Origin of the sequence: Desulfurivibrio dismutans, assembly GCF_029210385.1 — a bacterium.
Taxonomy (GTDB): domain Bacteria; phylum Desulfobacterota; class Desulfobulbia; order Desulfobulbales; family Desulfurivibrionaceae; genus Desulfurivibrio; species Desulfurivibrio dismutans.
In genome coordinates this window covers 256,024-280,212 of the sequence record NZ_JARGDQ010000001.1, presented here as the reverse complement: position 1 = coordinate 280,212, position 24,189 = coordinate 256,024, and the positions used below count along the sequence as shown (strand labels likewise).

19 protein-coding genes are annotated in these 24,189 nt (G+C 60.5%); 4 read left to right on the top strand and 15 right to left on the bottom strand.

The genetic code is table 11. The annotated features are described in order from the left end of the window. Positions 1-27: 27 nt before the first annotated feature. The 9 genes from P0N66_RS01250 to P0N66_RS01210 all read right to left on the bottom strand — a co-directional run bounded on the left by P0N66_RS01250 (position 28) and on the right by P0N66_RS01210 (position 15,296). On the bottom strand, positions 28-882 hold the full coding sequence (locus tag P0N66_RS01250) for a CheR family methyltransferase (RefSeq protein ID WP_275802134.1): 855 nt from the start codon (positions 880-882) through the stop codon (positions 28-30). Next, entirely contained in the window at positions 879-1,208 is a 330-nt protein-coding gene (locus P0N66_RS01245) for a response regulator (RefSeq protein WP_275802287.1), read from the bottom strand. Before P0N66_RS01245 ends, P0N66_RS01250 begins: the two co-directional genes overlap by 4 nt. Beyond that, a complete protein-coding gene (locus tag P0N66_RS01240; protein WP_275802133.1) occupies positions 1,094-4,723 on the bottom strand; it encodes a response regulator in 3,630 nt (1,209 codons plus the stop codon). Before P0N66_RS01240 ends, P0N66_RS01245 begins: the two co-directional genes overlap by 115 nt. 241 nt (positions 4,724-4,964) lie before the next feature. Continuing rightward, positions 4,965-5,849 (bottom strand): phosphoribosylaminoimidazolesuccinocarboxamide synthase, encoded by an 885-nt coding sequence (locus P0N66_RS01235; protein ID WP_275802132.1) that lies wholly within the window; start codon positions 5,847-5,849, stop codon positions 4,965-4,967. 192 nt (positions 5,850-6,041) lie between these two features. Then, complete coding sequence (locus P0N66_RS01230) at positions 6,042-7,088, bottom strand: PfkB family carbohydrate kinase (RefSeq protein ID WP_275802131.1); 1,047 nt, start codon at positions 7,086-7,088, stop codon at positions 6,042-6,044. 68 nt (positions 7,089-7,156) lie between these two features. After that, positions 7,157-9,553: a sucrose synthase gene (locus P0N66_RS01225; protein ID WP_275802130.1), complete on the bottom strand. Its 2,397-nt coding sequence runs from the start codon at positions 9,551-9,553 to the stop codon at positions 7,157-7,159. Continuing rightward, complete coding sequence (locus tag P0N66_RS01220; protein ID WP_275802129.1) at positions 9,553-11,769, bottom strand: HAD-IIB family hydrolase; 2,217 nt, start codon at positions 11,767-11,769, stop codon at positions 9,553-9,555. Before P0N66_RS01220 ends, P0N66_RS01225 begins: the two co-directional genes overlap by 1 nt. A gap of 79 nt (positions 11,770-11,848) precedes the next feature. Beyond that, a complete protein-coding gene (mutL, locus tag P0N66_RS01215; RefSeq protein WP_275802286.1) occupies positions 11,849-13,909 on the bottom strand; it encodes a DNA mismatch repair endonuclease MutL in 2,061 nt (686 codons plus the stop codon). A 10-nt stretch (positions 13,910-13,919) separates the two neighbouring features. Then, complete coding sequence (locus P0N66_RS01210; protein WP_275802128.1) at positions 13,920-15,296, bottom strand: M23 family metallopeptidase; 1,377 nt, start codon at positions 15,294-15,296, stop codon at positions 13,920-13,922. Between the two features lie 340 nt (positions 15,297-15,636). Here P0N66_RS01210 and P0N66_RS01205 point away from each other — a divergent pair, with 340 nt between their 5' ends. The 3 genes from P0N66_RS01205 to tsaE all read left to right on the top strand — a co-directional run bounded on the left by P0N66_RS01205 (position 15,637) and on the right by tsaE (position 17,483). Continuing rightward, positions 15,637-16,692, top strand: coding sequence for an NAD(P)/FAD-dependent oxidoreductase (locus tag P0N66_RS01205; protein WP_275802127.1), 1,056 nt, complete (start codon positions 15,637-15,639; stop codon positions 16,690-16,692). A gap of 63 nt (positions 16,693-16,755) precedes the next feature. After that, on the top strand, positions 16,756-17,028 hold the full coding sequence (locus P0N66_RS01200; protein ID WP_275802126.1) for a hypothetical protein: 273 nt from the start codon (positions 16,756-16,758) through the stop codon (positions 17,026-17,028). Then, the gene (gene tsaE / locus P0N66_RS01195; RefSeq protein ID WP_275802125.1) at positions 17,025-17,483 is read left to right on the top strand and encodes a tRNA (adenosine(37)-N6)-threonylcarbamoyltransferase complex ATPase subunit type 1 TsaE; all 459 of its coding nucleotides are present in this window, start codon (positions 17,025-17,027) and stop codon (positions 17,481-17,483) included. Before P0N66_RS01200 ends, tsaE begins: the two co-directional genes overlap by 4 nt. Here tsaE and P0N66_RS01190 read toward each other — a convergent pair. From P0N66_RS01190 to purD, 5 genes are all read right to left on the bottom strand, one after another. Continuing rightward, a complete protein-coding gene (locus tag P0N66_RS01190; protein WP_275802124.1) occupies positions 17,458-19,242 on the bottom strand; it encodes an ATP-binding protein in 1,785 nt (594 codons plus the stop codon). The two genes, tsaE and P0N66_RS01190, sit on opposite strands and share 26 nt — an antisense overlap. Next, positions 19,235-20,080, bottom strand: a complete 846-nt coding sequence (locus P0N66_RS01185; RefSeq protein ID WP_275802123.1) for an HDOD domain-containing protein — start codon at positions 20,078-20,080, stop codon at positions 19,235-19,237. The genes P0N66_RS01190 and P0N66_RS01185 overlap by 8 nt, the downstream gene beginning before the upstream one ends. A gap of 148 nt (positions 20,081-20,228) precedes the next feature. Beyond that, positions 20,229-20,558: an Hpt domain-containing protein gene (locus P0N66_RS01180; RefSeq protein WP_275802122.1), complete on the bottom strand. Its 330-nt coding sequence runs from the start codon at positions 20,556-20,558 to the stop codon at positions 20,229-20,231. Further along, entirely contained in the window at positions 20,555-21,220 is a 666-nt protein-coding gene (locus tag P0N66_RS01175; RefSeq protein WP_275802121.1) for an L-threonylcarbamoyladenylate synthase, read from the bottom strand. The genes P0N66_RS01180 and P0N66_RS01175 overlap by 4 nt, the downstream gene beginning before the upstream one ends. A 44-nt stretch (positions 21,221-21,264) precedes the next feature. Then, positions 21,265-22,545, bottom strand: a complete 1,281-nt coding sequence (purD, locus tag P0N66_RS01170; RefSeq protein WP_275802120.1) for a phosphoribosylamine--glycine ligase — start codon at positions 22,543-22,545, stop codon at positions 21,265-21,267. Between the two features lie 437 nt (positions 22,546-22,982). Here purD and P0N66_RS01165 point away from each other — a divergent pair, with 437 nt between their 5' ends. After that, positions 22,983-23,585 carry a TetR/AcrR family transcriptional regulator gene (locus P0N66_RS01165; protein ID WP_275802119.1) on the top strand — a complete coding sequence of 201 codons (603 nt, stop codon included), beginning with the start codon at positions 22,983-22,985 and terminating at the stop codon, positions 23,583-23,585. Between the two features lie 84 nt (positions 23,586-23,669). Here the strand turns inward: P0N66_RS01165 and greA are convergent, their stop codons facing one another. Beyond that, complete coding sequence (gene greA, locus P0N66_RS01160; RefSeq protein ID WP_275802118.1) at positions 23,670-24,152, bottom strand: transcription elongation factor GreA; 483 nt, start codon at positions 24,150-24,152, stop codon at positions 23,670-23,672. Between the last annotated feature and the right edge of the window lie 37 nt (positions 24,153-24,189).

Sequence of the window (24,189 nt, the reverse complement as noted above, 5' to 3'; positions counted from 1 at the left end):
CGCCTTAACTTAACCCCGGCGGCGGAATTATTGCAAATTTTTCTTGAAAATTTTCTCTTCGCCGTAAAGCTCTCTGAATTTTTCCCCAATCTGCAGGAGTTTCAGCGATTCTTTGGCTCCCAGCCAGAGAAAACCACCGGGGCAGAGACTCTGGTAAAAGGTGTTGAAAATCCGCTCCTGGAGATCCCGATTGAAATAAATTACCACATTGCGACAGACCACCAGTTGCATCTCGCTGAACACCCCGTCGGTAACCAGGTTGTGGTCGGCAAAGACCACCTGTTGGCGCAGCCAGTTCTTCAGCAGCATGGACTCATTGTCGGTGCGGTAGTAGTCCACCAGGGAGGCCCGGCCGCCGCTTTTCTGGTAATTGCTGCTGTACTGGCGGACCCGCTCCAGAGAATAAACCCCTTCCCGGGCCTTTTGCAGGGCCACCCGGTTAAAATCGGTGGCATAGATCCGGCTGCGCTCCAGCAAGCCCTCTTCGTGCAGCAAAATGGCCATGGAATAGACCTCTTCCCCGGTGGCACAACCGGCATGCCAGATCTTGACAAAGGGGTAAGTCTTGAGCAGCGGCACGACGTCTTCACGGATCCGCCGGTAAGCCGCCGGATCGCGGAACATCTCGGTAACATTGATGGACAGATCCCGCAACAGCAGCTCAAAAAAATCGCGGTCACTAAGTACCCGGTGCTGCATAGCTCCCAGGTCGGCCAACCCCGCGAGTTCCAGCCGGTGGCGCAGCCGACGGCGCAGATGAGCCCGGGCGTAATCACGGAAGTCATAGCCGTAGCGCCGGAAAATCGCCTCCAGCAGCAGGCTGATCTCCAGATCCTCGATCTCTTTGGCCTCACCGGCCGGTTCCTCGCGCGCCGGGCTCATTGGTACAGCCAAACCCGCAGCAGGGAAAGCAGTCGTTCCGGATCCACCGGCTTGGCCAGGTAATCGTTGGCCCCGGCGGCCAGACATTTGTCCTTGTCACCCCGCATGGCCTTGGCGGTGAGCGCAATGATGGGCAATTTGGCCTTGGCCGGATCACGGCGGATCCGGCCCATGGCCTCATAACCGTCCATCTCCGGCATCATGATGTCCATCAGCACCAGATCGACCTCCGGGTGTTCGGCAAGTTTCTGCAGGGCTTCCCGGCCGTCGCGGGCCACCACGATCTCCAGACCGGCCTCTTCCAGCACGCTGGAGAGGGCGAAGATGTTGCGCATGTCGTCATCCACCAGCAACACCGTCCGGTCGGCAAAGGTCGACTCCCGGTTGTGCAGGGTTTTAAGCACCTCCTGTTGCCGGCTGGGCAGGCTCTTTTCCACTCGGTGGAGAAAGAGGGTGGTTTCATCGAGCAGGCGTCCGGCGAGCGGGCCCCCTTGATAATGATGGAATCGGCATATTGCTGCAACCGCTCCTCCTCATCGGGGCTGATCTCCCGGCCGGTGTAGATCACCACCGGCACCTGGCAAATACTGGGGTCGTCCTTGATTTTAGTCATCAAATCAAAGCCGCTCATATCGCCCAGCCCCAGATCCAAAATCACGCAATCGAAATTTTCTTCGGTTAATAAACGGTGGGCTTCTTCGCCATTGGCGGCCTCCACCACCTCGATGTCGCCGCCCTCGCCCACCATGGCCCGGATCGCCCGGCGCTGCACCAGATCGTCTTCCACCACCAGCAGCCTTTTCACCGGGCTTTCCGCCAGTTTTTCAATGCGACTGAAGACCAGATCCAGCTTATCCACACTCACCGGCTTGGTGAGAAAGCCCACCGCCCCCAACTGCATCACCTCAGTGGAAGGGTCGCTGGCGGAAATGACATGAACCGGAATGTGCCGGGTTTCCGGATTTTTCTTCAGCCGCTCCATGACCTCCCGACCACTTATACCCGGCAGGCCCATATCGAGGATAATGCCGCTGGGCCGGTAATAATCGGCCAGATGCAGCCCGGTTTCCCCATCTTCGGCCACCAGCCCTCTGTAGCCCTTCTCCCGGGCCAACTCCAGTAACAGCGAGGCAAAGGAACTGTCGTCCTCAATGATCAGCAGGCTTTTGTCTTCCCGGCTGATGATGCGGCGATCATCCCGCACCAAGGCGTCGGGGGCCTGAGGCAGCGGCTGGCCGGCGGCAGCAAGACCATGGTCCGCCGGGGCCGCGGCAGCGGCTGAGGGGCTGGTGGCAACCGGCGTCTCCGGCGGGCTGGTCTGCTTGGCGGCGTGAGCCGACACCTCCGGCGCCGCCAATTCGCCCCCGGCCGCTCCGGCTGATCTCGCTGGTCCCGGCAACGGGGCGATATCTCTCCTCTTTTCCAGGCGCTCGGGCAGCCAAAGGGTAAAGGTGCTGCCCTCCCCTTCCCGGCTGGCGGCGGTCAATTCGCCCCCCAGCAGGCGGGCCAGCTGCCGGGAAATGGACAACCCCAGGCCGGTGCCGCCGAACTTGCGGCTGGTGGTGCCGTCAGCCTGCTTAAAAGCCTCGAACACCACCTCCAGCTTGTCGGCGGCAATCCCGATACCGGAATCGCTGACCTGAAAAAACAGGACCCGGGCTGGGTCCAGGTTGAGGCCGACCGGCAACTCACCGCCAGCGGGGCGGCCGACGGCAACCATGATCTCTCCCTGGCGGGTGAATTTCAGGGCATTGGCAAGCAGGTTTTTGAGAATCTGGCGCAATCTGCTTTCGTCGGAAAAAATGGTTACCGGCAGGTCCTCGGCCAGCTCACCGGCAAGAGCCAGCTGCCTCTCCTCGGCCATGGGCCGGAAGGGATCCAGCAGGCTGTCGAGCAGGGCCTTGAGGTTGATTGTTTCCGGGTGGATGTCCATCCGGCCGGCCTCGATCTTAGAGAGATCCAACACCTCGTTGATCAGGTTCAACAGATCGGAACCGGAGTTGTGAATGGTGGTGGCGTATTCCAGTTGGCGGGGCAGCAGGTTGCCATCTTTATTGGCGGCCAGCATCTGGGAGAGAATCAGGATGCTGTTAAGCGGGGTGCGCAATTCATGGCTCATGTTGGCCAGAAATTCCGATTTGTAACGCCCGGACACCTCCAGCGCCCCGGCCTTTTCCTCCAGTTCCTGACGTGCCTTCAGCAGTTCCCGGTTCTTTTCGGCCAGAGTGCGGGAGCGCTCCTCCAGCTCCTCATTGGAAACCCGCAGTTCCTCCTGCTGCACCTGGAGCCGCTCTTCGGAAGCGGCCAGGTACTTGGCCTGCTCCTGCAGCTCGGAGTTGGTCTGGCGCAGTTCCTCCTGCTGCACCTGGAGTTTTTCCGCCTGCTCCTGCGTGGTTTCCAGCAGGCGGGCCAGTTCGTGCCGAACCTCGGCGGTATGCACAGCCACCCCGATATTTTCCGTCACCCGGCGCAGCAATTCCTCTTCTCGCGGGGAAAAAGCACGATGGGTGCCCAGTTCGATCACACAGCGCAGTTCATTTTCAAAATAAACCGGCAGTACCGCCACGGCGGCCGCTGCCACCTCACCCAGCCCGGAGGAAATTTTCAAGTAACCCGGCGGCAGATCGTTGATCACCAGCAACCGGCCTTCCTGCAGGGCCCGACCCACCAGGCCCTCATTACGGTGCACTGCGGTCCGGGCTTCAATTTCAGCGGTGCCACCATAGGTCTTGATCAGCCGCAGGGTCTCTTCGTCCTGGGCCAGATAGAAGGCGGCCACCTGGACATCCATGACATCGACCAGGGCTTCCAGCACGTTATGAGCCAGGCTGAGTTGATCATGCTCACCATGCAAGCGGTCGCTCACCGCCGCCACCCCTTCATTGAGCCAGCGGCTTTCCTCCTGGGAGGACTCCAGTTCCTGCAAGGTGGCCGCCATGCGGTTCAGGGCATGGCTTAAGCGGTCATCGTCGGAGCGCGGGGTGATGCTGATACTGTAATCCCCTTGGGCGATGGCCTCGGCCATCGCCACCACCCGCATCTCGTCGCGGATATCAACAATATACTCCACCGCGCCGATCACTCGGCCATGCTCATCCTTAAGCGGCGCGGCGGTGTAACGGTAAGGGGCTTCACCGCGGGCGGTGATGGAGACATTCTCTCCGGTCAGGGTCCGGTTCTGGATCATCGCCCGGACCACTTTGCAGCGATCGGAGTTACAGTCCCGGGTGCGAAAGATCTCGTGACATTTTTTGCCGATGCACTGCCCCACCGCCAAGCGGGCCGCCCGGGCCCCGGCCTGGTTGATGAAACGAATGTTCAGGTCACGGTCAACCACCTGTACCGGGGTGGGAATAGCGTGCAGATAACTGATCGCCTCGGCATAACCGAGGTTGGCCTGGTGCAATTCATCCAGCAGGCCGTTAAAGGCGGGGGTCAACTGATCCTGGTCGCTGCGCGACGGTAAGCGACGGGCCGGCTTACCCTCCCGGGCCGCCCAGCAGATTTCCAGGATCTCCTGCTGCCAGGCCATCATTTTTTGGAATTGATGCAACGGCTGGGCACAATCGGCCAGGCCCACCGCAGGAGGTTCGCGCCGGATGTCGCCACGGCCCACAAAATCGGCCAGCCAGACCGACAGTTTTCCCAGTTCTTGCCTGATCCCGGCACTGAACAGCCAGGCCGTACCGGCCGCCGCCACCGCCACCGTCAGCAGGACCACCGCCCACACCACCAGAGCCGGGGCGGCGGGGTAATAAATCGCCAGCACGGTCAGCAGCACGGTCAGCAAAGCTGATACCAGGGAAGCCAGAAAAAACCGGCCAAAAAGGGAGTTGAGCATCAATCACCCGGGAATAATGTTTTTTAACAACAGTAGCAGCGTGGTCCCTGCCAGGAAAACTGTTTTCGGCAATTTTGTCAAATAAGTTTGATGACCTCGCCAAAACCAATCAAACTTATTGGTCGGGTTTTGGTCAAACAAGAGCGGCAATAATGGCTTAGTCGGCGGGCACCAGCAATGCCGACAAGTTTGATGATCTTGCTAAAATCAGTCCAAAATGAGGAGGGGGGGGGCGCCCGTCCTAGGCGGTCAGCTGCTGCAGGGCCTCCCGGTAGCGGGCCGCCGTTTTTTCAATGATTTCCGACGGCAGCGGCGGGGGCGGGGGGGACTTGGGCCAATCCAGGCCGGAGAGATAATCCCGCAGAAACTGTTTGTCGAAGCTGGGCTGGGGGCCGCCGGGCTGATACCGATCCGCCGGCCAGAAACGGGAAGAATCGGGGGTCAGAGCCTCATCAATGAGGATCAGTTGGTCGTTTTCATCCAGGCCCAACTCAAACTTGGTGTCGGCAATGATAATCCCCCGCGACTGAGCGTAATCCGCCGCCTTGCGGTACAGCTCCAGGCTCACCTCCTGTACCCGGCCGCTGAGTCCGCTCCCCAACAGTTTCTCCATCTGCGCCAGGGAAATATTTTCGTCGTGCGCCCCCAGAGCTGCTTTGGTGGAAGGGGTAAAAATGGGTTCCGGCAACTTATCCGACTCCCGCAGCCCGGTCGGCAGCGCAAAGCCGCAAACCGTTGGATTACGCCGGTAAGCCGCCCAGAAAGAGCCCGAAAGATAACCCCGGACAATGCACTCCACCGGCAGCGGGCGGGCTTTTTTGACCAGCATGCTGCGCCCCTTGAGTTGTGCCTGGTATGGTTTGCAGGAAGCGGGATAATGCGCGGGGTCGGCGGTCAGCAGGTGATTGGGCAAAATATCCTGCAGATAATCAAACCAGAACAGCGACATGGCGGTCAAAATAACCCCTTTGCCGGGAATCGGCTCATTCATCACCACATCGTAAGCGGAAATCCGGTCTGAGGCCACCATCAGCAGATAATCATCCACCCGGTACAGATCGCGCACCTTACCCCGGTGCAAAAGTTCAAGGCCGGAAAAATCGGTTTGGTAGAGGGGCTCGCTCATCTTGTTCTGGTCTCATGGTTGAAGTTGATATCCTTGCAAAAAACTGCCAAAGTTGTTGGTCGGCAACGCGAAAAAAACAGTTCAAAGTGTGCCCAGTCGGCGGCGCGGTTTTTTTGCAAGGTAAGTGATCGCTTACAGATCAAGTTGCCGCTAAATGCCGCTCCGGCCGACGGTTGTTAATTGCCGCCGTTATTACAAAGCGGCGGGCATCTCCGGGGTTGCCCCGGCCTGGCCGGCGACGTACGCGCCTCGCCGGTTGGCCCGGCCCAGGATCTCCGGCCAGGGCAGCTTTTGCTGGTAAGCGACAATCAATGCGGCAAAGAAGGCGTCACCGGCCCCCACCGTATCGGCCACCGGCACCGGTTCGCCGGCGGCGGCCCAGGTTTGGGCCGCCGTCCGCACCCAGGCTCCCGCCGCGCCTTCGGTTACCACCAGGGCCTCCAACTGGTAGCGTTCCCGGATGGCGGCGGCCATCTGCTCCCGCTGCGGATCGACCAGCGACTGGGCGCCTTCCCCGGCAGCCGCTGCCCCAGCGGCCGCAGCGGCCGGCAATTCCAGCCAGGCGGCCAACTGCCCCAACTCCTCACCATTGACTTTGACCACGTCGGCCAAAGCCAGTGACTCAAGGACCAGTTCCCGGGTGGTGGAGGGCGGACGCAGGTTGACATCATAATAGCGGCGGCCGGCCGCCGCCGCCAACCGCCGCACCGCCTGCCGGGAGCGAGGGTCGCGCTGGGCCAGGGTGCCGAAAATCAGACCGAAATCCTCCCCGTCCCCGTCGATCTCCCGCTGCGCCAACCCCGCGCGGCGGGGCTCGCCGCCCCCCGGGGGAGCTTGCCGCTCACCATCCCGGACCGCGCGCAACGCCTGTTCCGGATCAATATTATCCCAGGCCGCCGGCGCGACAATATCATAACCGGGCTCGCCGTCGGCACCAAATTCCACCCGCACCTGCCCGGTGGGCAGCTCGGGATCGCGCTGCACCCCGGTCAGCGGCAAGCCCAGCTCGGCCAGGCGGGCCAGGGTGAGATCACCAAGAGTATCGCTGCCCACCCGGGTGATCACCCGCACCGGCAGTCCCAGCACCGCCAGGTGGTAGGCGACATTGATCGGCGCCCCCCCCAGCACTTGCCGATCCGGAAAGATATCCCAGACCACCTCGCCGATGGCGACAAATTTGTCGGCGCCGCAAAAAACAGCGCCACCACCTGGACACGCTTTACAACTGCCTGTTGCCATATTACCGACCATCACGTATGACGGGTTCTTGTAAAGCTATCATAGTTCACGTCAATCTCTTTCCCGGGTTACCTGATCTGCTCGGCGCGGTCCTTGTAAAAAAGGTGGTAAAGCGCCTCGCTGTACTGGTTGAGCCGCATCTTGGCCTGCTGCGAGGTGGAATAGCGCCAGAAGCCGTAAACCTTGGTCAGCCGGGTCAACTCCCGACAGTGCCGCCGCCAGGTGAAGCGCTCCCGGGCCCGCTCCAGGGCCCGCTGGGAAAACCCCTGCCAGTAGCGGGGATCGGCTTCGCAATGCTGGAAAAACTCTCGCAACCGGGCGGTCATCGCCGGTTGATCGGTGGGATTGATCAGGAAGCCCGACTTCTCATGCTCAATGATCTCCAGCGGTCCGCCGAACTGGGTGGCAAAAACCGGCAGCCCCGAATGCATGGCCTCCAGGATGGTCAAGCCAAAAGCCTCGAACAGGGCCGGCTGGACAAACACCCCGCGCCGGTCGGCCATGATCCGGTAAGCCTCACCGGTCTCGGCCTTGCCCAGGAATTTGCCGATCCAGCGGACCTGCCCCCACAGTCCGTACTGCTCAATGACGCCGTGCATCTTGCGAATCTCCGCCGCCTCCTCGGCATCTTTGGAAAGTTCGGGATTGGTGACGCTGGCCACCATGATCAGGTTCACCCGCCGCCGCAACTCTTCATCCTGGCCATAGGCCTCCACCAGGCCGGTGAGGTTCTTGATCCGGTCCAGACGGGCAATGGTAAACAGCGGCGGCAGTTCCGGATCATCAAGCCGCCCCAGACAATTGGCATCCTCCTGCTCAAAAAGCAGCCGGTTAACCTCCCGGCGCATTTTCACTTTGCGCCCTCGCTTGCGGTTGTATGGAAAATAAACCTCCTGGTTGACCCCCGGAGGAATCACATTGAAGCGGGGGTGAAAGAGATTGATGCCGCTGATCACGTTGAGCAGCCCCGGCATGGTGAAAAACTGGTAGGACTCATACTGGCCGATGCTATTGTCGGTACCGGTGATCTCCTGGGCAGTGCTGGTGATGATGAAGTTAGCCTGGTTCATGGCCAGCAGATCGGCCATGAACTGGATGGAGAAGTTGTAATCCGGTTCAAACTCATCCCAGTACAGATCACTAAAAAGGTATTTCGATTTTTCCAAGGCATGGGCGATATTGCACTGGATCACCCCCATGTTCTTGGAAAGCCGGGTGGCCACCAGGTTGCCGTCGGAGTAGTTGCCCACCAGCAGATCGGGCCGACCCATGAGCTCCCGCCGAATATCCTCTTCGGCATCCACCGCAAACTGATCCAGGTAGGGCCAGATCCTGAAACGAGACAGCCAGTGGGGCACCACCGAGTTGTCGGGATAGCGGAAGGGCACCCGCAGAATCCAGACATTGTCGGTGTCGTACACCTTTTCCAACCGCTGATCGGCGGTGGTACCCTCATTTTCCGGAATCAGGCGGGTGACGATGAGAATCTTGGGGGCAATCTCCAAACCGGCATCCCGCAGATCCTGGGCCAGAAAATCCTCCAGGGCCTTGGCCTGGTCCAGCACATAAACCACCTGGCCGCCGGTATCCGGCCGCCCCAGCACATTTTCCTGGCCGAACCAGCCATGGGGGCTGATCAGCGCCACACTGGAAACCATGGGGATACGCGAGAGAAATTCTTCAAGGTTGGCCTCGTCGGGCTGCTCCAGGATATCCTGCAGCATGTGCATGGTTTCCAACATCCGGGGCAGGCTGTTACCCCAGCCGTCGAGAAAGCCGAGCCGTCCCAGGCGCTGCTTGATCTTCGCCAGGTCATCGGGGTAGCGGCAACGTTCCAGAAAGTCCATGGCAGCGCTCAGCGCCTCTTCCAGTTCCTCGGGGCTGCGCACCAGGTTGCCATCCAGCAGCAGCTGGGTACCGTGCAGCTGGTGCAGCTTGAGAAACTCGTAGAGTGAACGGTTCCATTTCTCGGGATGGTTGGCCAGGTTGCCGGACATATGTCGGTTTAAAAACTTGATCCCCTGGCCGATGGTTTTGGGATCCTTCAGGGCCGGGCCATAGTCATAAAAGGGGGCCAGGTTGATGGCCAGGGTGCGCTGCTGGGGCGGCAGGTTGGGCCGGATCAGCCGCTCCTTCAAGGCCAGAAAGTCGATGAGAGTAATGGGGATCAGCCGGTCGTCATCCTCGCTCAAGGCAAAAATCCGACAACTGGCCCGGCGGTGCCGGTAGAGAATAATCAACAGATCATCGGCCAGCAGTACCTCCTGTACCTTGCGCAGAAACCGCCAGGCCCCGGCCAGATCACCTTCGAACGAGGGGCGCTGATCAACAAAATGCTGGAAGGCCAGCAGGATATCGTTGCGCAGCAGCAGCGGCGGCTCCGGCCGAGCCAGCGACAGGAGAAAATCCCGCAGCGGCGCGATATCCTGGTCATCGACGAAACTTCCCAGATCACTTTCCATCATCAATCCTTCGGTGCCTGGCGCTCGCCGGCATTAAGAAATTTGTAGTACCGGATTCCATCCAGAATCCCGGCGGCGTATTCTTTCTTGCTGAAAAAGAGTTTACGCTGCCCCCGCAGGGGTTCCAGTTCCCGGGAATAGTTGCCCACCACCACCCCGCAGGTCTCCCCCCGTAGCATCTGGGCGTCACTGCCGGAGTCCCCGCAGATCATGATACGGTTTAAGGGAATGTTCCATTTGTAACTGAGATAACGCAGAGCCTTGCCCTTCCCGGCCCGGTAGGGCAGGATATCGAGAAAACTGCCGTGGGAAAACTCCAGGGTGTAATGCAGCTTTTGCTCCTGCAGGGCAAAATGGACCCGGGCCAGGTTATCCACCTCGTCGGCCATGAAATAACTAACCTTAAAGGGATGCTGGTCACTCTCCTCCTGGCGCTTTAAAAAATCCAGCCCGGCCAGCGCCTTGCGGATGGCGGCCGGTTTCCAGTGATAACGCAGATGCTGCCGCCAACCGTTATCCAGGCTGAAATCGGGCCCATAATATATCTCCGTACCCACGGCGGCAATGATGATATCCGGCGCCGGAATCCCTTGTTGGGCCAGCACCTCCCGGGTAACCTCCAGGCTGCGGCCGGTGGCCACCCCCCAGGCCACCTGGTGGCGATGCTGATCGAGCAATTCCAGCAATTCCTGCATTGCCCGTTGATCCCCCACCAGAGTGTTGTCGATGTCGGTGATCAGCAATCGGTCGACGCCAGCCAAACGCTTGCCGATGGCTCGGGGTTTTTTGTCGACCGCCGGTTCGGGTTTGGGCACGGCGGCCTGGGCCTGGGCATACATTTCAATGGTGGAAGCACAGTGGGACTCCCAGGAATAATGGTTGCGCACCCCGATGATGCCATTACGGGAGTACTTGTCCCACAGCTCCCGGTCCACCAGGATGGATTTACAGGCGGCGGCAATCTGGCGGCTGTCGGTGGGGTCTATCAGGATTCCGTTTTCACAGTTGGCGATAATATCCGCCGGGCCGCCATCCTCGGTGGCGACAATGGGCAGCCCGCAGGAAGCCGCCTCCACCAGGGTCAGCCCAAAAGGCTCCACCAAGGCGGGATTGACGAACACCCCGCGGCTGTCGGCGCAAAGCCGGTAAAGCTCGGGCACCTCCAGGGTGAAGTCATGTTTTTTGGGAATGGCCAACTTGCCGTAGAGGTCATAGCTGTCCATCAGCAACAGCATCTCGGTGAGGACATGACGCTCATTTTCCTCCATGCTGGCGATATCCTTGCGGATGCCGGCAAAAATGGCCAGGTTGGCAATGGCCTGCAGGTCTTTATCCTCGCCGTAGGCCTTGATCAGGCCGGCAATATTTTTGCGCTGGTCGGGCCGGCACAGGGCCAGAACAAAAGGCTTGTGGGTGGAACCCCAGAACCGTTCCAGTTCGGTCAGCAGCACCACCCGGGTCTGCCGGGCCAGTTCCTCATCAACATTGTGTTCGAACTGGTTCTGGTAATAGGGGTAAAAAATGTCGATATCAATCCCCGGCGGCACCACATTGAAATGCCCGGCGGCGAAATTCTCATAAAGACTGTATTGGCGCTCGATCTCATGCCGGGTGCTGACCACGATCTGTTCGGCATCGCGGATAATCCGCTCCTCTACTCCGATGCGGTGATCGATATGATAGCGCCGGTTAATCTCTTCCTCGCTGAGTCCGTCGGCCAGCAGCTTGCCTTTTTTGTGCGCCCCCATGGAGTGCCCGGTGAAAACAAAAGGTACTCCGAAAAAAGCGGCCAGTTCCCGGGCCACATAGCCGCCGTCGGCATAATGACCATGAAAAACATCGGGAATCCGCCCCTTTTTCTTGAGGTGTTTAACCGTTTTGTCCACCATCTCGTCGAGGTGGGGCCAGAGCAGCTCTTTTCTGATGTACTTGCGGCCGCCACACTGGATCCGGACAATCCGGGCCTCGGGGCTCAACAGCTCCACCGCCTGGGCATAATCCTTGGCCACCGCCTTGTCGGCAATCAGGCGGGTGACCAGTTCCACCCGCTCCACTTCTGGCCGCCGTCCCAGGGCCCGGGCCAGTTCCAGCACATATTTGACCTGCCCGCCGGTGTCGGCATCACGTCCCAGCTCCGGCGCTTCACCCCGCACCAGACCGTGAATGCTGAACATCTGCACATAAAGGTTTTCGAGATCTTTGCCCTTGCCTTTACCCATCCGTAACCTGCCCCGTAGTAATACTCACCAAAGCCCCCGGCCACCGCTTACCCCGTGTGCCCCGTGATCAGTCCCCCCGTTATCGCTTGAACCACCTGGCCATTTCATTGGCGGTGAAATGCCGGGCCACCGGCCGACCGTGGGGGCAACGGGAAAAAATCCCCGCCGCCTGCATCTCCCGCAGCAAAGCTTCCATCTCGACGGCGTCCAAGGCCTGGCCGGCCTTGACCGCCGCCTTGCAGGCCATCCCGGCCAGCACTGCTTCCAGGCGGTCTGCTCCGCCCCGCCCCGCCCCATCGTCCAGGTAGCGGGCAAGCACCCCGGCCAGAATATCCGTCGGTTCGCGGCTGGCCAACAGGGCCGGCACCGCCTTGATCACGTAACTGTTACCGCCGAAGGGTTCCACCGTCAACCCCAGGCGACTGATCTCCCGACCACGGCTTTCCAGCACCGCTGCTTCAGCCGGTGAGCATTCCAGCATGGCCGGAAACAGCAGGGCCTGGCGGGCCAGCCCCTGCTTATTGTACTGAGCCAGCAGCCGTTCGTAAAGCAGCCTTTCGTGGGCGGCGTGCTGATCAACCGCCAGCAGGCCTTCACTGGTGGCGCAGATGATGTAGGATTGCAGCACCTGGCCCAACAGCTTTGGGGCGGCCTGGGGCCGGAGGGCTTCGGGCTGACAGATTGGTGATGATGAGGCTTCGGCGGCCGCAGATTGCTCTTCCGGTACTAAGGGTGGCAATTCAGCGTTTATGTGACTACTTCCCGCCTCCGAGGCGCCTGCGGCCGCTAACGCGTCCATGCGCTCGGCCGCAGGCTTTCCCGCCGCTACCGGGCGCCACACCCCACGTCCCAGCGCTGTATGACTTTGCCCCTCCCAAGGGTGATCCCCGTTGCCTGCACCCCCCTTGTTGTCAATGGCCGTCCTGTCTGTAGCCATCTTATTCATAACCGGTGAAGTTTGGTAACCTTTGCCTGCGGACGCCGGCTCGTTGACTGCAAACAACTGACCGGGCTGTGGTGCCGGCCGGGATTCGGTGGGTGTCGCGGGCGAACCGGGGCCAGCCGCCTCGTTGGTTGCTGTTGTTAGGGGTGGCGGGGCCGGTTTGGTGGTGGCCGGGGCGGGGCCGAATATGGTACTCTTTTTTTGCCTTTCGTGGCGGGCCAGGGCTTCCCCTACCGCCTCGCGAACGGCATCGTGGATGCGATCCGGGCGCTGAAAGCGGATCTCCTGCTTGGTGGGATGAACGTTGACATCCACCGTGGCGGGGTCGATTTGCAGGTAGAGCACCCCCGCCGGCAGGCGCCCGCGCAACAGCTGGTGGTGCAATCCCTCGGCCACGGCATGGCTCAGCATCCGATCCCGAACCGGACGGCCGTTGACGAAAAGCCGCAGCCGGGCCCCGGTGGCCGGGGTTTCTTCCGGAGCCAGCAGCAGCCCCGAAACTTCCGGCTCCCGGCCCGTGGCCCCAGCCACCGAAATCAGTTCGGCCTCCCCCTTTTTTCCCAGCAAACGCCGGACCCTCCCCACCGCATCATCGACGCCGGCGGGCCACTGTAGTACCGTACGACCGTCAACCTGGTAATGCACCCCCAGGCCGGGAAAGGCCAGGCCGCAGTTTTTCACACATTCTTCCACATGGTAGAGTTCGGTGCGGGGACTTTTCAGGAATTTACGCCGAGCCGGCACATTGGCAAACAGATCCCGGACCTCCACCACCGTCCCCCGGGCCGCCCCGGTTTCCTGAACCCGGCGGACGGCACCAAAGCGTACTTCCACCAAGGCTCCCAGGTCGGCTTCAGCCGGACGGGAGCTCAGCAGCAGACGGGAGACTGAGGCGATACTGGGCAGGGCCTCACCGCGGAAACCCAGGGTGCCGATGGCGGCCAGCCCCTGGGCGTCAACAACTTTGCTGGTGGCGTGACGCTCCAGCGCCAGCAGCAAGTCGTCGCCATCCATGCCGGCCCCGTCGTCGCTGACCCGCAACAGCCCCACCGCCCTGCCTTCCACCTGCACGCTGATATTGCGCGCACCGGCATCCACCGCGTTTTCCAGCAGTTCCTTGATCACCGAGGCAGGCCGCTCCACCACCTCACCGGCGGCAATCTGATTGGCCAGGTTCTCAGGCAGGACCCTGATCACCGACAAGGCTTCAGGGCTCCACGGTAAGCTGGGTTTCCACCCAGTTGCGATCCCACCACTCGACGGGATTGACGAAAATCCCGTTGACCAGCATACTGAAATGCAGATGATCACCGCCGGCCATCCCAGTCACCCCGCTGTAACCCAGCTTGTCGCCCCGGCTTACCCGCTCGCCCTCGGCGGTGGTGATCCGGCTTAAGTGGGAGTAGAGGCTGAAAATTCCCTGACCGTGATCGATGATCACCGTATTGCCGTAGATTCCCAGGTACTCAGCCAAAACCACGATACCATGGTTGGCCGCCTCAATCTCCGCCTGCCGTACCGAGGCCAGGTCGATACCGAGATGGGTCTGATCATCGATTTTACGACCATCATAAAAATAGCTCCGGCGATCACCAAAGCCGGCCTGCTGACTGCTCCGGGCCATGCGCAGGAATCGGCCCTCCCAGAGCCGCTCTGGGTGCGAATTGCGACAGATCTCCATGATCCGCCGATCATTCATCTCCCGCACTTTCCGATTGACATAGAGGTACTGTTCCAGGTGACTGCCGGCCATTTCCGGGTAGTGGGTGGCAAATTCCGGCAATTTGCTGCGCAGAAAGCTGTCGGAAACATTGATCCGGCCAACAGGATAATCCACCTGCCGCAGGTTGATGGCCAGCCCCGCCCGGGCCCGGTTACCAGCCTGGTCCACCGCCACCACCTGGACCTGATCCAGGGCATCGGTGTCATGGGGCAGCCCGATATAGGCCAGGTAATCGCCGGGCCGGTCCTCGGCCAGGGGGAAACCGGGATGGAAAAAACCGTTGATTTCCACCCCGTGATTAGCCACTTCCTCATCAATGGTATAAAGCACCAGCCCGGCTCCGCCGGCCCGGACGTAACGGGTGGCGGAGCCAACATTGATCACCGGCGGCCGGGTATCAATGACCAGGGGCAAGACCTCCTCCCGATAGTTACCGCTACCCCAGTTGCGCCAGGAATAATCCCCTGCCTTGAGCACCAACTCCGCTGCTCCGTCCCGCAACCCCAGTTCACGCCCGGCCACTTCGATATTCTCACGAAACTCCTCGGGTCCGGCCCGAAAAAAGGCGCTGGCCCGGGGAAATTCGCGCTTCATCAGGCGCACTTCCTGCCCGCCCTGGCGCAGCAGCACCTCCACCGAGCGCAAACCGCTGCGCTCATCGGCGGCCAGCACCGCAAACTCGCTGTGCTGGCCAATCCAGGCCACTTCCTGGTCGAGGCCCAAACGGGGCGGGGTTCCCTCGTGCAGGCGAACCAGGATGACCAGCGACGGAACCAGGACAACCACGGCAATCACGAGCAACCACAAACGCCAGGAAAAAGAGTTTTTCTTTTCCCTTTTCTGAATAGGATCAAGACTCATAAAAATTCTCCGGTAATTATATTGGCACAGAAATCATAGAATTTCCCACGGAAAACGGCGACCAAACGTTGATGAAACAGACCTCGGCCGGGGATGCCCCCGCAAACTGCAGGCACGGAATTTTACCACAGGCTGCTGGAAAAAGGTAGAGCAGGGGGAAAATTCCTTTTGCTTCAGTGGCTGAATTATGTAATTGATGAACCAGGCAACCGGCCATTACTGACCACTACCATTGATCTTTGTTTAAGGTAAGTACTCCCCGGTTATTTGCCGCCGACGGCCACCGGATGCCCCACTCCGGTGAGTCACCGGCGATCTTCGCCCCACAGCCGTGTTAATCATGTCCATCTCTTCCGCCCATACCATCATTATTGGAGCCGGCCCGGCTGGCCTGGCCTGTGCCACCGTGCTGGCAGCGGCCGGCAGGGAAGTGCTGGTCCTTGAGCGGCTGCCTGGTCCCGGCCCCAAACCCTGCGCCGGCGGAGTGCCGACCGGGGCCCTGGAGCCGGAGATGCCGCCGGAACTGCTGGAGCGCAGCTTCCATCGCCAACGAATCGTCACCGCCCTGCAGGATTTTCAACTGCAGGGGCATGAACCGATTATTCATACCGTCAACCGGGAAAAACTGGGGCACTGGATGAAGCAGCAGGCCGAGGCCGCCGGCGCCGTGGTATTTGGCGGCACCCGGGCCCTGCGGATCAATAACCAGGTACTGATCACCGACCGGGGCGAGTTCCGATTCCAGTATCTGGTAGGCGCCGACGGCAGCAACTCCCTGGTGCGCCGCCACCTCGGACTGCCTCTGGCGCTGGCCGGGATCGGAATCACCTATCAGGTGCCCGGCCACTTCCCGGAAATGGAGTGGCACCTGGACCCGGCGCTTTTCGGCAGCGGCTACGCCTGGATTTTTCCCCATCGCGACAGCGCCTCGGTGGGGGTTTATGCCTTTCGCCGCCGGTTGCGTTCGCACCTGCTGCACGACCGGCTGCACCTCTGGGCCCGGCGGCGAGGAGTGCAACTTGATGAGGCCAGACCCCGAGCCTCCCTGGTCAGTTTTGACTACCGAGGCAGCCGTTTCGGCCAGTTCTTTCTGGCTGGCGATGCCGCCGGCCTGGCCTCCGGTCTTACCGGCGAGGGAATCGCCGCCGCTCTTTATTCCGGCCGGGCCGTCGCCGAGACCATCCTGGCCGACCACGGCCAGGCTCCCGACCTGGCCGCCCTGCTGACCCGGCACCACCAGCACAGCCGCCTGGTCAGGCTCACCGCCCGCCTGCCACCGGCCGGCCGACTGATACTCGAAACCCTGGCCCTGGCTCTGCGCCTGGGGCTGCTGCAACCGGACAGTTTAGAAATCCGCCGCCGCGGCAAAGCGGCGGCAAAAGCGGCGGCGTGGTAGCAAGCTACCCCGCCATTTGTCATGTTTTTGTGAGCTTATCAATAATAAACGAGGAAACAATCAATGACCACCACCCTCCCCAAACGTAAAACGCTGCTGCTCAATATTGTGTTCGTTGTTGTCGTACTTGGTCTGCTGCTTTTTCTATGGAACGCCCCACCGGAAACCACACCTCGAATGCCGCCGGACGAAAACCACCAGCGTTTTTTCGCCATGGACCGTAAAGAGGCGGAGAGTTTCTGCGAAACCTGCCATCAGCCGGACGGCATCAGCCCACTGTCGGAGGATCACCCGCCGACTTTCCGCTGCCTCTTTTGCCATAAACTACCGGAATGACGCCCGCCAACCCCAGCGAATTGATCCTCCCTGATCTCCCGGCTTTGGAAGCTTTCGGCCGCCTACTGGGCCGGCAGGCCGCCGCCGGGGACATTATCTGCCTTTACGGTCCCCTGGGGGCCGGCAAGACCACCCTGACCCAGGCCATTGCCGCCGGCCTGGAAGTTCCGGTCGACCAGCCGGTAACCAGCCCCACCTTCGCCCTGGTTCATGAGCACCGGGGGCGGTTGCCGCTGTTTCATCTTGACCTGTATCGCTTGGGCGACGATGAGGATGAACTGCTGGAACTGGGAATTGAGGACTACCTGCACGGAGAAGGGGTTTGCATCATCGAGTGGCCGGAGCGGCTGGGAGCTTTACTGCCGGCCAGGCATCTGGAAATCCGGCTGGCTTTCCCCGCCCCGCCGGCGCCGACGACGGGCAGAGTGATCAGGCTTTACCACCGGGGTCGGTGAGCACCGCCACCAACCGTTCCCTGACAATGGGTTTACTCAGGAAAGCATCCATGCCAGCGGCATAACAGGCCTGCTCATCTTCACTACGGGCATGGGCGGTCAACCCGACAACGGGAATCGGCTCGCTGCGCCCGGCCAGCGAGGCGTACTCGCCACGCCGCCCGGGATCGCTTTCAATCGCCCGGATTTCACGGGTGGCGGCCAGGCCATCCATACGGGGCATCTGGACATCCATTAACACCAGATCAAACTCTTCTTCCCGCAAGCGCTCCAGGGCCTCCAACCCGTCGGCCGCCACCACCGGGTCACAACCCTGTTTGCTGGTCATCAGGGAGGCCAGACGCTGATTGACCGGGTTATCCTCCACCAGCAGCACCCGCCGACCACCCACCACCGGCCCGGCCCGGCCGGTCGCGGTTGTTGTCGCTGGGGCTGGAGCCGCCGCCTCGGCCACCGGCAGACTGACGCTAAAACTGAAGGTACTGCCCTGCCCTTCACCGCTCTCCACGCTGATCTGCCCTCCCATCAGCGCCACCAGTTGCCGACAGATGGCCAGCCCCAACCCGGTCCCCCCAAAGCGCCGGGTGGTGGAACCGTCCGCCTGGGTGAATTTTTCGAAGATGGCCTCCAGTCGATGGGCGGGAATCCCAATCCCGCTGTCCCGGACCATAAAACGCAGCAGTCGCTCCTGACCCGTCGCTGCCGGCGGCGACACAGGTTCCACCAGCAGTTCCACCGCACCGCGGTCGGTAAATTTGACGGCATTACCCACCAGATTGGTGAGCACCTGGCGCAACCGGTGGCTGTCCCCCCGAAAAAAATCCGGCAGGGCCGGATCACGCCGCACCTGCAGGGTGATCCCCTTGTCGCGAACGGCAAGCTTAAACATCGCCGCCACACTCTCCAGCAACTCGTCCAGGCTAAAGCTGACAATCTCCAGTTCCAGGCGTCCGGCTTCAATCTTGGCCAGATCAAGGATGTCGTTGATCAGCGCCAGCAGCGTCGCCGACGACTGGCGAATGGTACGGCAGTATTCCTGTTGGGAAGCATCCAGAGTGGTGTCCGCCAGCAACTCGGCGAAACCGATGATGGCATTCATCGGGGTTCGCAACTCATGGCTCATATTGGCCAGAAATTCACTTTTCAGGCGGCTGCCCTCTTCCAGCCGGACGTTAGCTTCCCGGAGTTCTGCGGTCTGGCGGGCAATTTCACTCTCCAGGGTACGGGCGTATTCCTGCTCTTTTTCCCGATTGATCCGGTACTGCCGGTAATTATCCTCAATCAGCCGGCCGTGCTGCTGTTTCAACACCTCAATCTGGCGCCGGAATTGCGCTTCCTGGGCGGCCGTTTCCCGCCTTTCCTGCTCGCCCAAAGCATAAAGCAGGGTGTTCCGCAGCAGGGCCTCTCCGGCCGGCTCGGAGGTCATGTCCGTGCCGCCGGGGATCATCCAGAACAGTACTCCGGCCAAGCGTTCCATGGTCAGGGCATACACCCAGCCAGACCCCAAACGTTGTGCCACCGGTGCCACCAGAGGGGAGGATGGGGGGGCGTCCAGCGGCGGCAGAGCCGCCCGCAGCGCCTCTTCCGTAGCCGCCGGCAACACCAAAGGGATCCCCGCCTGCAGCCGGGTCCCGTCCTCGACCACCAGCAGCAGCCCGCTGCCGGGCACCAGTTCAGCCAACACTCCGAGCAAGTCCTCTTCGGTCTCGTGCTCGGCGAGCAGTTCGCCAAAAATTTCCGTAAAGTCCGAATCAATCATCGGTGCGGTAAAGCTCCCTGGCCTTTTCCATTTCCGCCGGCAGATCCCGAACGATAATCTTGTAATTGGCCATCATGCTCTTGACGTGCCTGGCCAGCACTGGAGGGAGAGAAGGCACCGGCGCCCCCGGCACCGGGTTGTACTGCATTTTGAAGGCCATGAAATCGGCCAGCACAATGATGGCGGGAACGCTGGGCAGGGTAAAGGTTTTGCGGTCGTCATGGTGATACCTGATGGCCTTGAACACCTGGTCGGAGAGCTTCCACTCCTTGGCCAGCAGGGCGCCGGTCTCACAGTGATCGGTACCCAGATAACGCCGTTCACACTCCAGCAGCAACCCCTCACCCCGGCGCATGGCATCGGCGGCCAGCCGCAATTCCTCCCCGGCCACCTGATCTTCCGCCACCAGACCGACATCATGAATAATACCGGCCAGAAAAACATCCTCGCCGTCCAGGCCGAAAATCCGTTTGGCAATCATCTCCGCCAAAATGGCCACGGTGGCCGAATGCAGCCACAGCTTTTCCCGGGAGAAGCGCTCCCCGTCCCCCTTGAACATCCCCCGCAGAGCTTCCACCGTCACCAGGTTACGCAACTGCTTAAGACCACAGAATACCACGGCTTTGGAAATGGATTCCACTTTCTGGACCAGCCCAAAATAAGGACTGTTGACCAATCGCAGCAGGCGGGTAACCAGTACCGGGTCCAGTTTGATGACCTCTTCGAAGTCATGCATGGTGGCCTGATCATCCTTAACCAACTGGTTGACCCTGAACGCAACGTGTGGCAATGTTTTAATATCGCTGAATTTACGAACGATCTGCTGGGCGTCGTACATGAATCGGTCATCCTGTGTGATGAGGCTGCCACCCTTAACTCTCTAGCCAGTTCAGCCCGAAACCGCCAGAATAGGCGAGACGAAAGCCAGGCCTGCGCGGAGTCCACCAGCTTCTGTGGCCTCAACCACAGGGTGGGGTCGGCAGAACTTATTTGACCGCTTTTAACTGACCAAGCATCGCCTCGAGGGTGTCAAGCTTGGCCGCGGCTGCGGCCATCTCCCCCGAGCGACCAACCTGCTCCAGCTCGGAGGCAACCCGTCGCAGCTTTTCCATCCCCAGGCTGGCGGCCGCCCCTTTTATGTTATGGGCCGCGTTGGCCAAGGCCCGGCCGTCACCGGCATGCATCGCCTCCTTCATCCGCCGCAGGTCATCGCCGGCAGACTGGCGCAGGATGGCCAGCAGTTCGGCCAGCAACGCCTCGTCGTCGCCGGCCTGTTCCAAGGCAAAACTGCGATCCCACTGTAAATCAGAAATCATGCCGACTCCTCACGGGCATCCACGACAAAGTGTGGAGTTAAAACATCATTTAGTTGTTGAAGTGTGACCACCCCGGCCCGGCGCAGCACCAGCTGCTCATTGTCCAGGCCGACCAGGGTGGACCCGGTACCGCCGGGCGTATCACCACCATCAAGAATCAAATCCACGTCGGGACCCAACTGGGTTCCCACCTCAACGGCGCTCGCCGCCGCCGGGTGCCCGGAAAAATTGGCACTGGTGGCGGATATGGGCCCGCCATAAGCCTTTGCCAACCAAGCCGCCACCGGGTGCGAGGAAACCCTGACGCCAATGGTGCCGCTGTAACCGGTAAGACTGACCGGCACCTCTTCCCGGGCGTCGAAAATCAAGGTTAGCGGCCCGGGCCAGAAGGCCTCCATAAGGGTTTCATAGCAGGTGGGGATCGTGCGAATCAGGGAAAACAAATGCTCCCGATCGGGTACCAGACAAAGAATCGGTTTGTCGGGCGCGCGCCTTTTAACGGCAAAGAGACGGGAAACCGCCTCCCGGTTAAAGGGGTCAACCGCCAGCCCGTAATAGGTTTCCGTGGGAAAAGCGACGATTCCGCCGCGGCGGATGATCGCCACCGCCTGTTCCAGATCGGCGGGGGTAACCACGGCCTCGGCATGGGTTGAAGGTTGCAAGCCGGCTGAGTCTCCAGATATTAAATGGTATTATACTAAGGTGGCTAACGAGGGCGCAAGGCCTTCTGACCGATGTCCCGCCGGTAGTAACAGTCGGACCAGGAAATCAGCGCCACCGCCCGATACGCCTGTTCAATAGCCGCCGGCAGATCGTCGGCCAGGGTGGTAACCCCCAGAACCCGACCACCGGCGGTTACTATGTCGCCATTCTCGCGACGCGTACCGGCATGAAAAACCTCGACGCCGGCCAGCTTCCCCGCCTCATCCAGGCCCTTGATTGCCCGGCCGGAGGCATAAGCGCCGGGATATCCCCCGGCCGCCATGACCACGCAAACGGCGGGCCGGGGATCAATGTCCAGGGTTACCTCGGCCAACCGCTGATCGATCACCGCGTCCATTACTTCGGTCAGATCACTGCGCAGCCGCATCAACAGGGGCTGCGCCTCGGGATCACCGAAGCGGCAGTTAAACTCCAGCACCTTGGCCTCGCCCTGGCTGATCATCAGCCCGGCGTACAGCATTCCCCGGTAAGGACGTCCCTCCGCCGCCATGGCGGCGACAGTGGGATACATGATCTTTTCCATCACCTGTTGCTCCAGCTCGGGCGTCAGCACCGGCGCCGGCGAATAGGCCCCCATGCCGCCGGTGTTGGGCCCCTGGTCACCGTCGTAAACCGCCTTGTGGTCCTGGGAACTCGGCAGGGGCAGCACCGTTTTGCCGTCGGTAAAGGCGATAAAGGATGCTTCTTCGCCGGCCAGAAATTCTTCAATCACCACCTGACTGCCGGCCTCGCCAAAGGCTTTTTCGGCCATGATCAGCTCCAAAGCCGCCACCGCCTGATCCCGGTCGGCGGCGATGATCACCCCTTTACCGGCGGCCAGCCCATCGGCCTTAACCACCACCGGGTAATTAAGCTCGCCACTATCGAGATAAGACACCGCCCGGGCCTGATCGGCAAAAACCGCGTAGGCGGCGGAGGGAATCCGGTATTTGGCCAGCAGGTTCTTCATAAATACCTTGCTGCCTTCAAGAGCTGCCGCCGGCCGGCTGGGGCCGAAGATGCGCAAGCCGGCATCGAAGAAATCATCGACAATACCACGACTTAAATTGACTTCGGGACCCACCACGGTCAAGTCAATTCCTTCGGCCCGGGCAAAGGCGATCAGCGCCGCGTGATCCGTGGTGTCCAGATCGACCGTGGTTGCCACGGTCGCAATACCGGCATTGCCGGGCGCACAATAGACCCTGTCAACCCGGGGGGACCGGGCAAAACTCCAGGCCAGAGCATGTTCACGGCCACCGGAGCCGATTACCAGAATCTTCATGTGACTATCTCTTCCTTTCCGGCCACCGCCGGTATACAATTCTCGCCAACATTAAACAACAGGTCATGGGCGCTGGTGAACGATCACCAATTATCAGTTTGGTTGCCCGGAAAAATAACGCTACCGAAGTACTTTTGTCAAGCCACACAAGACCGAACACCGCAATAATCAATATTAAGCGCCCGGCCCGTCGACAGTGGCATCATGACAACGTGCTATCTGGTCGGCACCGACGACACCGGCAACATTATCCTTGACAGGCCAAGACCATCATGCATAAATATAGTATTTTTCGGACACAATGTGAATGATGGCTCACCCATTATTGGGTAACAATACCCTGCAAGTAACCACCACGGTCGGACCTTCGGTCCCACCAACCGACTGATGACCGCCGCCACGATCCCTAATTTACCGAACCGGGGCTCAGCCTTGCCATGATACGTACCGCCGACAAACATGCAAAAATTATTGAGGCCGCCATCAGGGTCTTTTCCCGCAAGGGTTTTTTTCATGCCAGGATTGCCGATATTGCCAAGGAAGCCCAGGTGGCCGACGGTACCATCTATCTATACTTCAACAACAAATATGACATCCTGATCTCCCTGTTTGAAGAGGAAATAGGCAAGATCATCCTGGAAGTGAAACTGCTGCTGGAGTCTGAAGCCGGCGACGATCCCCGCCGGATGCTGCGGGTCTTTGCCCTCCACCACCTGCAACTGATGGATGATCGCCGGGAACTGGCGGAAGTGCTGCAGATGGAACTTCGCCAGAGCAACAAGTTCATGCGTGAATACCGGCTCACCAAGTTCAGTGAATACCTGGATATAATTTCGGGAATTGTCAAGCAGGGCCAAGGGCAGGGAATTTTCCGACCGGAAGTGTTACCGGGCGTTTTCAAGCGAGCCTTTTTTGGGGCTCTGGATGAAACCGCCCGGCTATGGGTGCTCTCCCCCGACCACCCATACTCCATTGAAGAGACCGCCAACCAGATCACCGACGTCTTCATCGAAGGCATCATCGCCGCCGATCAGACCTGAACGCGATGGGGCAAGGGCCAGCATCCACCTGGCGACGGCGACTGGACCGCTGACTGACAGCCCTGGCGGTTGCCGACAGGGCCGTTACTCCTGGGGCGGCGAGATTTCCATCACCTCAAACTGCCGGACCCCGCCGGGGGTCTTGACCACCACCTCGTCCCCCACCGACTTACCGATCATCGCCCGCCCCAGGGGAGAAAGCACCGAAATGCTGCCCTCTTCCACGCTGGCCTCCTCCGGTCCCAGCAGTTGATAGCGAACCTCACCATCGGTATCAAGATCCACCAGGGTGACCACCACCCCGAACACCACCCGTTCGCAATCCAGGGCATCGCAGTCAATCACCTCAGAGCGGCTGAGCTTGTCCTTCAGCTCCATTATGCGCCCCTCAACATGACTCTGACGCTCTTTGGCCGCATGGTATTCGGCGTTTTCTTTCAAATCGCCATGTTCCCGGGCCGTCTCGATAGCCTGGATGATCCGGGGGCGCTCCACGCGCTGCAGATGATTCAACTCCTGACGCAGCTTTTCGTGGCCTTTTCGGGTCATGGGGATACGTTCAACCATGGGCCTGCTTCCTCCAAGCAAGAAATTTGACAATCTC

Coding starts and splice junctions, on each gene's coding strand:
- P0N66_RS01250 (WP_275802134.1), bottom strand. CDS start 882: ATGAGCCCGGCGCGCGAGGAACCGGCCGGTGAGGCCAAAGAGATCGAG.
- P0N66_RS01240 (WP_275802133.1), bottom strand. CDS start 4,723: ATGCTCAACTCCCTTTTTGGCCGGTTTTTTCTGGCTTCCCTGGTATCA.
- P0N66_RS01235 (WP_275802132.1), bottom strand. CDS start 5,849: ATGAGCGAGCCCCTCTACCAAACCGATTTTTCCGGCCTTGAACTTTTG.
- P0N66_RS01230 (WP_275802131.1), bottom strand. CDS start 7,088: ATGGCAACAGGCAGTTGTAAAGCGTGTCCAGGTGGTGGCGCTGTTTTT.
- P0N66_RS01225 (WP_275802130.1), bottom strand. CDS start 9,553: ATGATGGAAAGTGATCTGGGAAGTTTCGTCGATGACCAGGATATCGCG.
- P0N66_RS01220 (WP_275802129.1), bottom strand. CDS start 11,769: ATGGGTAAAGGCAAGGGCAAAGATCTCGAAAACCTTTATGTGCAGATG.
- P0N66_RS01210 (WP_275802128.1), bottom strand. CDS start 15,296: ATGAGTCTTGATCCTATTCAGAAAAGGGAAAAGAAAAACTCTTTTTCC.
- P0N66_RS01205 (WP_275802127.1), top strand. CDS start 15,637: ATGTCCATCTCTTCCGCCCATACCATCATTATTGGAGCCGGCCCGGCT.
- P0N66_RS01200 (WP_275802126.1), top strand. CDS start 16,756: ATGACCACCACCCTCCCCAAACGTAAAACGCTGCTGCTCAATATTGTG.
- tsaE (WP_275802125.1), top strand. CDS start 17,025: ATGACGCCCGCCAACCCCAGCGAATTGATCCTCCCTGATCTCCCGGCT.
- P0N66_RS01190 (WP_275802124.1), bottom strand. CDS start 19,242: ATGATTGATTCGGACTTTACGGAAATTTTTGGCGAACTGCTCGCCGAG.
- P0N66_RS01185 (WP_275802123.1), bottom strand. CDS start 20,080: ATGTACGACGCCCAGCAGATCGTTCGTAAATTCAGCGATATTAAAACA.
- P0N66_RS01180 (WP_275802122.1), bottom strand. CDS start 20,558: ATGATTTCTGATTTACAGTGGGATCGCAGTTTTGCCTTGGAACAGGCC.
- purD (WP_275802120.1), bottom strand. CDS start 22,545: ATGAAGATTCTGGTAATCGGCTCCGGTGGCCGTGAACATGCTCTGGCC.
- P0N66_RS01165 (WP_275802119.1), top strand. CDS start 22,983: ATGATACGTACCGCCGACAAACATGCAAAAATTATTGAGGCCGCCATC.
- greA (WP_275802118.1), bottom strand. CDS start 24,152: ATGGTTGAACGTATCCCCATGACCCGAAAAGGCCACGAAAAGCTGCGT.